Annotated in this window: 11 protein-coding genes; 5 read left to right on the top strand and 6 right to left on the bottom strand. The window is 35.7% G+C overall.

Going from position 1 to position 13230, the window contains the following annotated elements; translation table 11 throughout:
• The first annotated feature begins 196 nt into the window (after window positions 1-196).
• On the top strand, window positions 197-2509 hold the full coding sequence (locus tag DRF65_RS15910) for a GAF domain-containing protein (protein ID WP_115971753.1): 2313 nt from the start codon (window positions 197-199) through the stop codon (window positions 2507-2509).
• 97 nt (window positions 2510-2606) lie between these two features.
• Here DRF65_RS15910 and DRF65_RS15905 read toward each other — a convergent pair whose 3' ends face one another.
• The gene (locus tag DRF65_RS15905; protein WP_115971752.1) at window positions 2607-3782 is read right to left on the bottom strand and encodes a Pycsar system effector family protein; all 1176 of its coding nucleotides are present in this window, start codon (window positions 3780-3782) and stop codon (window positions 2607-2609) included.
• A 26-nt stretch (window positions 3783-3808) separates the two neighbouring features.
• Here DRF65_RS15905 and DRF65_RS15900 point away from each other — a divergent pair, with 26 nt between their 5' ends.
• A complete protein-coding gene (locus tag DRF65_RS15900) occupies window positions 3809-7525 on the top strand; it encodes a metallophosphoesterase (protein ID WP_115971751.1) in 3717 nt (1238 codons plus the stop codon).
• 122 nt (window positions 7526-7647) lie between these two features.
• Complete coding sequence (locus DRF65_RS15895) at window positions 7648-8109, top strand: hypothetical protein (protein ID WP_115971750.1); 462 nt, start codon at window positions 7648-7650, stop codon at window positions 8107-8109.
• 68 nt (window positions 8110-8177) lie between these two features.
• Here the strand turns inward: DRF65_RS15895 and DRF65_RS15890 are convergent, their stop codons facing one another.
• From DRF65_RS15890 to ruvX, 5 genes are all read right to left on the bottom strand, one after another.
• Window positions 8178-9056 carry a hypothetical protein gene (locus tag DRF65_RS15890; RefSeq protein WP_115971749.1) on the bottom strand — a complete coding sequence of 293 codons (879 nt, stop codon included), beginning with the start codon at window positions 9054-9056 and terminating at the stop codon, window positions 8178-8180.
• A gap of 57 nt (window positions 9057-9113) precedes the next feature.
• Window positions 9114-9881 carry a nucleoside triphosphate pyrophosphohydrolase gene (mazG, locus tag DRF65_RS15885; RefSeq protein WP_115971748.1) on the bottom strand — a complete coding sequence of 256 codons (768 nt, stop codon included), beginning with the start codon at window positions 9879-9881 and terminating at the stop codon, window positions 9114-9116.
• 182 nt (window positions 9882-10063) lie between these two features.
• Entirely contained in the window at window positions 10064-10621 is a 558-nt protein-coding gene (locus tag DRF65_RS15880) for a DUF5606 family protein (RefSeq protein WP_115971747.1), read from the bottom strand.
• Window positions 10622-10697: 76 nt separating this feature from the next.
• Window positions 10698-11270: a peptide deformylase gene (def, locus tag DRF65_RS15875; protein ID WP_115971746.1), complete on the bottom strand. Its 573-nt coding sequence runs from the start codon at window positions 11268-11270 to the stop codon at window positions 10698-10700.
• Window positions 11267-11683, bottom strand: coding sequence for a Holliday junction resolvase RuvX (gene ruvX, locus DRF65_RS15870; protein WP_115971745.1), 417 nt, complete (start codon window positions 11681-11683; stop codon window positions 11267-11269). The genes def and ruvX overlap by 4 nt, the downstream gene beginning before the upstream one ends.
• A 115-nt stretch (window positions 11684-11798) precedes the next feature.
• Here ruvX and DRF65_RS15865 point away from each other — a divergent pair, with 115 nt between their 5' ends.
• Both DRF65_RS15865 and DRF65_RS15860 read left to right on the top strand, forming a co-directional pair.
• Complete coding sequence (locus DRF65_RS15865) at window positions 11799-12275, top strand: SixA phosphatase family protein (protein WP_115971744.1); 477 nt, start codon at window positions 11799-11801, stop codon at window positions 12273-12275.
• The gene (locus DRF65_RS15860) at window positions 12256-13149 is read left to right on the top strand and encodes an archaemetzincin (RefSeq protein WP_115971743.1); all 894 of its coding nucleotides are present in this window, start codon (window positions 12256-12258) and stop codon (window positions 13147-13149) included. The genes DRF65_RS15865 and DRF65_RS15860 overlap by 20 nt, the downstream gene beginning before the upstream one ends.
• The last annotated feature ends 81 nt before the right edge of the window (window positions 13150-13230 follow it).

The raw sequence follows: 13230 nt of genomic DNA, 5'->3' as shown, positions 1-13230 counted from the left end.
TTTGTTCAAAATATCACCAAAAGAAAAGCGTATAGAAAATCTTCAAAAAGAAAAAGAAGAATCATTTAATGTAATATCCTTTTCAACACTTCTTTCAGAAAAACAAAATAAAACAACAGCAAAAGATCATTTTTACCAATCCTAAACAGAGTTGGAAATAGTCTTTTTTTCATAACTTTACTTTAAATTTCAGTAGTTGGCTAATCTTTACAAAAAAGACTCTCCCTTCCAGGTTTATATCTCATTCAAAAAATATTTGGATGTACTGGAACATATCCGGTATAATGACCGTTTGGAATACAGGGTCAACTATGCTGAATCCCTGATTGAGAGAACACGGAATTTTAAAGAACTGAAAGAAGGCTTTCAGGATATAAGCATTCTGGAAAAGAATGAAGACCTCATCAGATCACTGCTCGCCGATCTTTTTCCTACCGGACTTACCCGAAATGAAATAAAAGCAGCAAGTATTCCTCTATCTAATATCACGTTCAACTATACAGAGAGGTTTAAAGATATTCTTAAAGATGCAGGAAAAGATTTTGAAATTGAGCTGAGAAATATTAGTGACAACGAATTTTATGTATTTTGCTGTTGCCTGATTCTTCAGAGCTATTTTAAAAAAGATATCAAAAGCACTATTCCGTTTTATTATGATATCCCGAATAAACTGGGAATCATGAAACACTATAAGATAACGGTAAATTCAGATTTTACAGAGATTTATCCTACTGAAGAGGCAAAAATTCCATCTGATGAGATCATGGATATGCTGTTGGAAAATCTGGATGATTTTAAATTGTGGCAAAAATATTTTCCGTCACAATCCTGGATATTAAAAGGCTTTACCATTATCTCGCTGGTAGACTGTACCTCTGAGGTAGCCCTTTCCGATCTTAAATCAAGCATGATCGAAATTGATCCTGAAAATTTAAATCCGAATGAGAACCTGACAGAGATTTTCAAATCATATTTTGACGTTCCGGAGCTCAGTTTCGGACTGATGACCTTTAATAAAAAAGAGCAAAAGCTTGATAAACTCCCGATTTATGAAAGCTTGCTTACCAATCATATTCTGGATTTCTGGATCAATACATTTGACGAAGAAACCCGTAAAACGACTTTTAATAATTTAAACCATAATTCGAAATCAATTGTAGTGTCCAATGTGGATAATCTTGATGAGAATATTAGACAGCTTCCGTCCTTCAATATTTTAAAGGATAATAATATCAACAGCTTCATGGTAATTCCTATCATGAAAGATAATGAGCTTCTTGCTATTATGGAGTTTACTTCCCCCATCGCAGGCAGTTTCAATGGTTTAAAACTCAAAAAACTTGAGTTTTTTACCGACATGGTCCTATTCTCTCTCAGCAGATTTTATTTTGAGAAAAATTATCAGATAGAAGCCATAATACAGCGGGAATATACTACCATTCATGACAGTGTGGTATGGAAATTCCGAAATGAAGCGGAAAAATATTTTACGGCATCTCTTGGTAAGAAAATATATACCTTAAAGCAGATTTCATTTAAAAACCTTACCCCGTTATTTGGTGTTTCAGACATACGTTCCTCTTCTGAAAAACGCTTTAACCTGATGCTTAATGACCTCAACCAACAAATTGAGTGGCTTAAGGATATTCTGACTTTAACCAATTCTAATTCAGAGAAGTTTTTGCTGGCTCTTGATATTTTTGAAAACGAACTGAACCATGAGATCAAAGCAGATACGGAACAGCGCCTTCAAAGATTACTGAGAGAAGAAATACATCCTTTCTTACAGGGAAAACTGGAAATCAGAACACCACAGGAAATAAAATCAAAGATCCAAAACTACTTTGCATTGGTATTGGCACAAACAGATCTTTTTTATAACCACAGAAAGGATCTGGATGACTCTATTACTCTGGTTAACAGAAAACTCGCAGATATGCTGGATGAAAGCCAGGTCAAGGCTCAACAGATCTTCCCGCATTATTATGAAAGATTTAAATCTGATGGTGTGGAACATAATCTGTATATTGGGCATACCATTGCTCCGGATCTGCATTACACCTCAAAAGTTGTTCATAAATTAAGGTACCTGCAATTAAAGACTGTCTGCAAAATGGAACTTGAATTCCAGTCTTTTAAAAAGGAACTCCCTATTCCATTGGATATAGCTTCCCTGATCTTTGTATATAATGAAAAAATAGACATCCGCTTCAGAATGGATGAAAAGCGTTTTGATGTAGACGGGGCCTATAATTCCTACTACGAGATCATTAAAAAACGTCTGGATAAAGCCCACGTAAAAGATTCTTCAGAGCGGATTACGGCTCCCGGAAAGATTACCATCGTGTACTTTGGTATGGAAAATCAGAAAGAATATCTGGAATATGTAACCAAGCTTCAGAAAAAAGGTATTCTGGAATATGATATAGAGTTTTTAAAGGTAGAAGACCTTCAGGGAATTACGGGATTGCTTGCACTGAGAGTTTCAATCAGCCAGAACGTTCTGTAAAATAAGGTCTGTTTTTCAGGTCCCCGAAAATATTTTTTGAAATAAAAACATTTTCAGCCAATATACAGATTGACTGAAAATCATTATTTATTTTTAATTAAAGACTAAAGAAAGCAAATCCAAAAGAAAGCACGGAAATAATAATCCCGGCCATAAAGATCTTGTAGGTAATGGATAAAAGCTTATACTTTCTGTCAAGAACTTTTCCCAGATAATACAGATCTTTTACCATAGAATCATAAATATAATCTCTGTCTTTGATCAGATCTCTCATTGCATTATGATAATCATCAAACATCATCTGCTGGAAGTTTCCGAAAAACAGGAGATTGACCTTTCTGTTTACAATATCCTCAGAGGTAAATGTTGTTTTCGTCACATTCGGTTTTGTAGACAGAATAGCAAATACAATAGTCAGCACACTGGATAACAGCAGTACAAAACTCGGAATAATCAGGTGTGAATTTTTAGGAGCATCCAGCTTCGGAACCAATACAGAAAGACAAACTGAAATGATAACCGCATTTACCGATAGAAGAATATTGGCTTTACTGTCCGCAATATCACTTAATCTTGTATGGTTATTAAGTGTTACTCTGAACAAAGTATCTACGCTTCTGTCTGATTTTTCTTTATCTTTTTTGTTGTCCGGCTTACCCTCAGAGCTCTCCTTTTTTTCCTCTTCTTTCTCCAGCTTCTTTTCAATCTTCTTGATATTTTTCTTTTTTAAAGGTTCCCAGTTTTCTTTTGCATAATCGGTATAAAAAGTATGCTTGTTTTTAAGCATATCCAGATTCCCTGCATTCCATTCTTCGTTAGAGAAACATCTTACATTGGTAAGTTCCCATTCCTTTCTTAAAGCATCAGAAATATCATTATAATCATGGCCTGCAAAATGACTGAAATCAGCGTCCTTTACAATTTTCTCCAGTATATTCTGAGGAACATAAGTAATTTTAGTAGCCAGAATCAGCTTTTCTATCTCAGAGATATAGCTTTCCGGATAATTTTCCTGATGAAGAAAACCCTTCATGATCTCTACTCCTCTCTCTTCGTGGTTCATAGCACATTCTATATATCCTGTATCATGGAACCATAGAGCCACAAGTACTTTTTCCTGATCTTCTTCAGAAACAGGGGTATGCTTCATAATCTCCTCAGCCTTATTGACCGTATAGGCAGTATGAATAAAATTATGATAAAAATATACTGAAGATAACTTATCTTTGAATAAGATTTCAACATAATTTTTAGCTTTGTCTAGAATGCTCATTCCTGAATTTTTGTTAATGTAAATTTATGAATTTATCCTTTAAAACTCATCTAAAAAATACTTCTATTGTTCTGAGAACAGTAATGTCCGCCGGAGTCATGTATTCCTGCGCAACATATAACGTACAAAAAGGCAAAAACTTATTTGAAGTTAAAGATTCTGAGATAAAATCTGAAAATGATTTTAAACTCTTCCTGATCGGAGATGCCGGAAACGCAGATGAGCCTCAGGCACAGAAAACACTGGATTTACTTAAAGGTAAGCTGGACTCCGCAGACAGCAACTCTATGCTGATCTTCCTTGGAGATAACATCTATCCCAACGGAATGCCTAAAGAATCAGATAAAGAGTATGCTTTAGCAAAACAAAAACTGGAAGATCAGCTTTCCATTACCAAAAATTTCAAAGGAAAAACGTTGGTAATCCCCGGAAATCATGACTGGTACAGAGGCTTAGGTGGTTTAAATGCTCAGGAATCACTGGTGAAAAAATATTTTGATGATAAAAAAGCATTCCTTCCTAAAAACGGATGCCCTATTGACGACATCAACATTACCAAAGATATTAAACTGATCGCCATTGATACGGAATGGGTCATTACAAACTGGGACAACTATCCTGGCATTAATAAAGGCTGTACCATCAAAACCCGTGAAGATTTTTACACAGAATTTAAAGATCTTATCATTAAAAATCAGGGTAAAAGAATCATCATCGCCCTACACCATCCTGTTATCAGCAGCGGAACCCATGCAGGATTTCATTCTGCGAAATCACACCTTTTTCCGCTTAATAGTAAAATTCCTGTACTTGGAGTTGCAAGTGCTATAAACATTCTCAGAAGTTCCTCGGGCATAAGCCCTGCAGATATTAATAATCAACATTATGCAGAGCTTGCCAACAGATTGAAAAGTATTGTTCAGGATAAAGAAAATGTGATATTCGTTTCTGGACACGATCACAACCTGCAATATCATGAAGAGGGAAACATGAGACAGATCATCAGTGGTGCAGGCTCTAAAACAAATCCGGCTACCATTATTGAAAAGACAGATTTTTCCTACGGTGGAAGCGGTTTTGCAGTTCTTAATATCAGAAAAGACCAGAGCACCGATGTAGATTTTTTTTCCACAAAGGAGGCTAAACTGCAGAAATTGTCACAGATTTCTGTGATATCCAAACCTGATGTATTTGTAAATAACTTCCCAAACACATTCCCAGCTACAATACCATCTACCATCTATCCGGTACAGCTTACCCAGAAAGGAGGCGTCTACCGATGGCTTTGGGGAGAACATTACAGAAAATACTATGGAATGTCTATTGAAGCTCCTACAGCTAATCTTTCAGAGCTGAACGGCGGTTATACTCCTTTCAGAGAAGGAGGCGGAAATCAGTCCAACAGTTTGAGATTAAAAACAAATGACGGACAGGAATTCGTGATGCGTGGGGTGAAAAAAAGTGCGATCCGTTTTCTCAACAATATGGCTTTCACAAGGAGTACGTTTGGAGAAGAGCTTACCAATAGCTTTCCAGAGAAATTCCTTTTGGATTTTTATACTACCAACCACCCTTTTACACCGTTTACTATAGGAAATATGTCAGAAAAACTGAATATTTTCCATAGCAATCCAAAATTATATTATATTCCCAAACAACAGGCTTTAGGAAAGTATAACCAAAACTATGGGGATGAAATGTATATGATCGAAGAGCGTTTTTCTTCCGATCCAAAAACGCTGGCTTACCTTAATAACGCTAAAGATATTGTTTCTACGGATGATGTCCTGAAAAACCTGACCAAAAACTACAAGTACTCTGTAGACAAGGAATCTTACATCCGGGCAAGGTTATTTGATATGCTGATTGGAGACTGGGACAGGCATTCTGATCAATGGAAATGGGCAGAATATGAAGTGGGTAATAAAATTATTTATAAACCGATTCCAAAGGATAGAGATCAGGCCTTCAGTAAGTATGATGGAGCTGCTTTTAAGCTTATTATGAATGTTCCGGCCATCCGTCATATGAAAACCTTCACAGAGGATATCAGCAGTGTGAAATGGCTGGCCATGGAGCCTTATCCAATGGATCTTGTGTTTTTAAAAGGTTCTACCCAGGAAGAATGGGAAGCTCAGGCTAAATACATTCAGGAACATTTAACAGACGCTGATATTGATGATGCATTCCATAATCTTCCCAAAGAAGTTCAGGATGAGACCATCGCTGATATCCAGAGAAAACTGAAAGCAAGAAAAAACAAATTACAGCAATACGCATCCGATTATTACAATGTACTGCAGGAAAAAGTTCCTTTGGCCGGAACCGTAGAACCTGATAAATTTGTGATTACCAAAAACGGACATTCCGTGCTTGTGCAGCAATATAAATTAGGCAAAAACAAGGATAAAAACGAACTGGTTTTTGAAAAAACTTATCATGATTCAAAAACAAAAGAGCTTTGGATTTACGGGCTAGAAGATGATGATATATATGAAGTAGTAGGTACCGGGCGTCCTAAAATGAATATCAGACTTATTGGCGGTTACAACCATGATGTATATAATGTGGCAGACGGAAGAAAAGTAAAGATCTACGACTTCGAATCCCAAAAGAATACCTACAACGCAGGGAATGCTACTAAAAATATTGCAGATGATTATGATTTAAACACCTACAATTACAAGCATCCGAAGTACAATGCATTCGCGGGATATCCTAATGCTGATTACAACCCTGATGACGGGGTTATCATAGGCGTTTTGGCTAATTATACTGTGAATAATTTCATTCGCGATCCTTTTACCCAAAAGCATAGTTTAAAGGCTAATTTTTATACTGCTACTGCCGGATTCAGCCTTATTTATAAAGGAATTTTCAAGAAAGCAATTTCCGGATGGGATTTTAATATTGATGCAGCTTATACTACTCCAAGATTTTCCCAGAATTTCTTTGGACTTTCCAATGACAGTCCTTATGATAAAGAAAATACGGAAAGAGAATATAACAGAGCCAGAATTTCCAAATTTAATGTTGCTCCTTCCATCTCAAAGAAAGGCTGGATGAACTTTAATCATCAGATTCAGCTTACTTTTGAAGATAATAAAGTACAGAGAAAAGACGGGCGTTTTATCAATACTTCCCCGGATGTAAGATCGGAAGTATTTGACAGTCAGCAATTCTTAGGAGCTAATTATACGTTCAGCTATAAAAATGCAGACAACCCTGCTTTTCCAACCTTGGGAATGGAATTGATGCTGAATGCCGACTGGAAAGCTACTTTTTCTAATTTCAACAGAAATTTCCTGACAGTAAAGGGAAGGTTCGCTATTGACCACAGGATCGATAAGAAAGGAGTTTTTGTATTTGCCAATGCGAGCAATGCGATGTGGATCAACAATGATAATTTTGAGTTCTATCAGGCAGCAACTATCGGGGGCAACAATGGAATGAGAGCATTCAGGAATGAAAGGTTCTCAGGAAGATCTTATTTTACTAACAACTCTGAGATCCGTTGGGATTTCGGAAGAATAAGAAACAATATTGTTCCTGCCAATCTGGGAATCCTCGTTGGATATGATATCGGCCGTGTATGGAACGATGGAGAATACTCCAGAAAATGGCATCAGTCTGTAGGAGCCGGAGTTTGGCTGAGCATTGTGGAAATGATGTCTGCCAGACTGAATTATTTCTATGGTGCAGATGGCGGACGTATCTCAGCAGGAATAGGAATGAAATTCTAAATAAAAATACTCGTTAATAAAAGACTCAGGAAACCTTGAGTCTTTTATTTTCCTGATATAATAGTTTTGTATTCAATACGTTTTTATATTTTAGCTAATCAACAATCACAAAAAGACACACAATGAAAACACTAATCACTTCAATTAATATCATTTTAGTTTTATCAAGTATTCATTGCCAGCATCAAAACAAAAATGGAAACATCGACAAAAATTTAACCATAAACACACAACAGGCAAAAATTGAAAAAATAGAATTAACAGAACGAACCAGAGGATTCCATACAATAATTACTCTCACTCCCCAATCTAAAACCACTTCTTTTAATGGTGAGGAAAATAAATCTTCTCTATCTTCTTCTGAATGGGAAAGTATTTCACAGCAGGCTGCCGCTATTGATTTATCTAAAATATCAACTCTTCAGGCTCCTACCACAGGTCGACATTCTGATCAGGCTATGATCGCTAATCTGATGATCACAAGTAATGGCACCACCTATACTTCTTCAGATTTTGATTCCGGTAATCCTCCAAAGGAGCTGGAAGCACTGTATCAAAAAGTACAGCCGCCTAAAAAAGAATAGAAGCTTCACTACTAAATATAAAAACCACAGATGATTCTGTGGTTTTTAGTATTTATTATTGATAATAGTTATGGCTTAAGAGAAAACTGATATACATTTCCGCCTTCATCCTTCCCTTTTTCATCTGCAATCATTAATGTTTGATCATCAGTAAAAACAATAGCTTCTTTCTGTGAGTTATGGTTTAAAGGAATCTTATTAATCTTAGCCGCACTAAAATCATCAGCATTAAATCCGGTAAGAACATGCACATTTTTGTGGGTCAGCAGCACAATCTTATCTTTTGTACTGTTGATGGTCGCTGAAGTAATAGCAGCATCATTATATCCGCCCTGAAGCTTTAATTTCCCAACCAGTTTAGCTTCAAAGTCTCCTTCTTTATTAGGAACTTTAAATACCAGAAAGGTTCCGTCAAAACCTTTGCTTCTGTTCTTGGTGAAAAGATAAAAGTTACCATCCATCTCTACAAATGCTTCACAATCGTACAGCAGATTTGATTTTTTTGGTGGAAATTCTGTCTGCCCTTCATAATGAAACTTAGTAGTCTGAACTACTTTTGTAGTGGTTTGGGTAATGTCTTTCAGGTCTGTTTTTAGAATAGCCAGATCCTGACGGTTATTATCATTATTTCCAAAATCTCCGATATAAATATTTCCCTGAGTATCTGATATTATATCTTCCCAGTCTGTATTTTCAGCATTTTCTACCGGAACTTTAGCCATCATCTGGCCATCATTATTAAGACCGTAAACGGCATTTTTATTTCCTCTGTCTTCTATTACCCAGATTATTTTCTTATCTTTTGATACCGTGATCCCTGAAACTTCTTTTAACTTTTTAGGCAACGAAAATTGTGGCTTCAGATCATCTCCCTGAGCAGGTGAATTCTGAGCTTTTGGATTACAACTCAACAAAAACATAGCGGGTAATATAAGAAAGCGTAACATATTTATTTTTTATTTTTTTACTGAACATAAGTAGCATGAATTGTTCCAATCTTACCTTTAAGACAATTGTTTTGCTTTTTCCCAAAGAACATCCATTTCTTCCAAAGACATATCCGCAAGATTTACATCCTGTTCTTCAGCAAGACCTTCCATTTTCTGAAATCTTGAAATAAACTTCAGATTGGTTCTTTCTAACGCAGAATCCGGGTTGATTCCTGAAATTCTCGCATAGTTGATGAGCGAGAAGAATACATCTCCCAATTCCTGCTCCTTTTTATCAAGATCAGTTTCTGCATGAAATTCCTGAATCTCCTCATCTACTTTCTTCCAGGCATCTTCTGCATCATGAAATTCAAAACCAATCCCTTTTACCTTATCCTGAATTCTATAGGCTTTTACTAAACTTGGAAGACTTTTTGGAACTCCGCCCAGAATAGATTTGTTACCTTCTTTTAATTTTAATTTTTCCCAGTTCTGTTTTACTTCTTCTTCGTCCTTTACTTCGGTATCACCGTAAATATGAGGATGACGGAAAATCAGTTTTTCATTAAGGGAATTGATCACATCAGCGATATCAAAACTCTCTTTTTCTGAACCGATTTTAGAATAAAAAACCAAATGAAGCAGCACATCTCCCAATTCTTTTTTTACCTCCTGCAAATCTTCCTGCAAAATAGCGTCAGAAAGCTCATATGTTTCTTCAAGAGTAAGATGGCGAAGAGACTGTAACGTCTGCTTCTGATCCCATGGGCATTTCTCACGCAAATCATCCATAATATCCAGTAATCTCCCGAAAGCTTCTAGTTTTTCCTGTTTTGTATTCATAAGTAATTGGAAATTCAATATTATACAAATGTAAGAGTTATTCAGACACCTTTACAAACGTTGAGAATGAAAATTACGGGATACCAACTATAGGTTTTAAAAACCCGTTAGGTTTTGGAAAATAAAAAAGCCTTGTCAGGAAAATTCCTGACAAGGCTTTGTATTTTTAATTCAGAACTGAATTATCCTTGTTTTCTGTGCGTACTTTTAGGAGCTGATTTTGCTGCTGAAGTAGCTTTTACTTTTGGAGCTGCCGCCTTTTCTACCTTTGGAGCTGCTTTTTTAGCGTCAATATCTAAGCTTACTTCTTCTGCAGGCTCACCGTCTAAAGTTTCAGGCTCAGCCTTTACGAAGCTTTCCGGAGTGATATATCCTGCTTTGTGAAGAATGTTATACCACTGAGCTAATTTCTTGATATCAGAAGCATACACTCTTTCAGTATCATAATTAGGAAGAGAAGCTAACATAAAGTCCTGCAGATCTGCATCTGAAGATTTATGAGAGATTGTCTCTTTATAATCGTTATTTTTAGCTACATTTTCAAAAACTTCAAACAAAGGAACTTCCTTATCAAATGTAAACATTGCAATATTATCTAGTAAGCTTACTTGGCTAGAGTTTCCAATGCTTACTTTTTTCTTGTTGGTAACATCTTCAATGATGAATCCGTTTCTTAATTGAGAAACTAATTTGTAAAGTCCTGGTTTTCCAGAAATTGAAATTATTTTTTCTAACAGCATAATTTTATTTTTTGTAAATTCTGCAATCAGCGCTAAGCTTTTTGCTTTTTATTATTTCTTTTAATCCTTGTTTAATTTATTTTGGAAATCTCATTTTGTAACCAATACTTACATCTCCCTGAGAAATCTTTGAAAGTTTTCCTTTTACCAGTTTTTTCTTAAGTGAGCTTAAGTGATCGGTAAACAGAATCCCTTCAATGTGGTCGTATTCATGTTGAATTACGCGGGCTCTAATATCGGAAAAAGTTTCTGTATGTTTCACAAAATTTTCGTCATAATATTCAATAACGATTGTGCCCTTTCTTTTCACGTCTTCTCTTACATCCGGAATAGACAGACAACCCTCATTGAACTTCCATTCTTCACCAGATTCTTCAAGAATTCTGGCATTGATGAACACTTTTCTAAATTCTGCCAACTCATCCTTAATATCTTCATAATCATCATCTTCCGCAAGAGGAGTAACATCTATTACAAACATACGGATATCCAGCCCGATCTGAGGCGCTGCAAGACCAATTCCGTTTGCACTGTACATCGTTTCGAACATATTATCTATCAGTTCCTGTAATCCGGGGTAATCTTTATCTATATCTTTTCCCACTTTTCTCAAAACAGGATCCCCAAAAGCTCTTATCGGTAGTATCATCTTAATCTTTGTTCTAAAAAATTCTGCAATATAATAGTTGCACTTACTTTATCTATTAATCCTTTTTCCTGTCTTTTCTTCTTACTTTTTCCGCTTTGGGAAATAAAGAATGAAGCCATTTTGGAAGTAAACCTTTCATCAAAACGATGGACTGCAATATCCGAAAATTCTTTTTTAAACTCTTCAATGAATTTTAAAATATCGGTTTCCACCTCTGAAAGATTGCCTTTCAAATCTATGGGAAGTCCAATCACTACTTCATCTACCTTATTTTCACTGAAATATTTTTTCAAAAATTCCATTAAATTACGGTTCTCTACAGTCTCCAAGCCACTGGCTATAATCTGCATATCATCCGTTGCAGCAATACCACAACGAGCTTTTCCATAGTCTATTGCAAGGATTTGTCCCATAAGTCTGCAAATTTAGTAAAATTTACTGATTTTATTCATCACGCAGTTTTTTTATATAAATCATGTTTTATTCCATATTTTTTTTTATAATTTTAATCTTCCAAAAAACAGATATATGAAGAGACTCATCCTCGTAAGACATGCGAAAAGCGACTGGCCGGAAGAAACGGATGATTTTGACAGACCTTTGGCAGACAAAGGGCTGGAAGATGCTATGAACATGTCCAGATTCCTTAAAAACAATAATATTTCTATTGATTATTTTGTATCCAGTCCGGCAGTCCGTGCTCTGAATACGTGTAAAATTTTTAATCAGGCATATCAGCTGAACTGTTCTACGAATGAAAAATTATACAATCCTTCGGAAAGAAACTTTGAATCTGTAATCTATGATCTGGATGACAATCTGAGTTCGGTTGCCCTTTTCTCCCATAATAATGGAATTTCCAATTTTGCCAATTCCATTTCTGAAGATATTTTTCATTTTCCAACCTGTGGAGTTGCCGGTTTTGAAGTAGATTGCGAATCCTGGTCAGAATTTGATGGTGCCAGAAAGAAACTTTTGTTCTTTTATGAGCCAGGGAAAATATAACTTCATCTCTAAAGTATTTTATGCAATAATTTTTATTTTCTTTTTTTCATGTCAGAAAAAGAAAATATCCTATTTTGAAACAATTGCTTTCAATGATGTAAAACTTTCTGCCACTCCCAAACCTGGAAGCTGGAGATATAACCATGATGAACAGTTTCAGCAATTTGAAGATTTTCAAAAATCAAAGAAAATAAAGCCGGAACCCGGGAAAAACACTATTTACCTGCAACCTATTGGTGATTTTAATGAACTACAAAAAAAAGAGATTGAACTTACTAAAGAGTATTTAAAAATATATTTTCAGCTGGAAACGAAAATATTGCCAGCATTACCCAACAGTATTTTTCCTAAAACTGTAAAAAGAATTTTCAAAGATGGGCAGGAACAGATATTGGCGGGTTATGTATTAGATAGTTTTTTAATCAAAAGAAAACCAAAAGATGCTGTAGTATTGATGGGAATCACCGAAAGAGATCTTTTCCCAAGACCTGAATGGAACTATGTTTTTGGAATGGCATCTTATGAAAACGGCGTGGGCGTCACTTCCATCTACCGATTTGCAAACGGCCATCTTACAGATTCTAATTTTAACGAAAGTCTTACAAGATTACTAAAGATCAGTTCTCACGAAATCGGGCATATGTTTGGAATCAGCCATTGCCTGAATGCCAATTGTGTGATGAACGGAACCAATACTCTTTCTGAAACAGATTTTCATTATGCAAGAGCCTGCTCACTCTGCCAGAGAAAACTCAATTCCAGCATTGCTTATGATAACAAAAAACGATTACTTGAATTAAAGAGTTTTTTTGAAAAGCAACATTTCAATTCGGAGCTTGCGCGTACTGAACAGGACTTAAACCTTCTCCAATAATCTTTTTTTAATATACCTTCTATTCCCTTCCTCTGTAGGGTTTACTTTTAACGGCATAGATAAATTTCGGCAAAGCCCTTA

This window comes from Chryseobacterium pennae (assembly GCF_003385515.1).
GTDB classification, from domain to species: Bacteria; Bacteroidota; Bacteroidia; order Flavobacteriales; family Weeksellaceae; genus Chryseobacterium; species Chryseobacterium pennae.
Note: the sequence above shows the minus strand (reverse complement) of the source record. Positions and strands in the feature narration are given on the sequence as shown.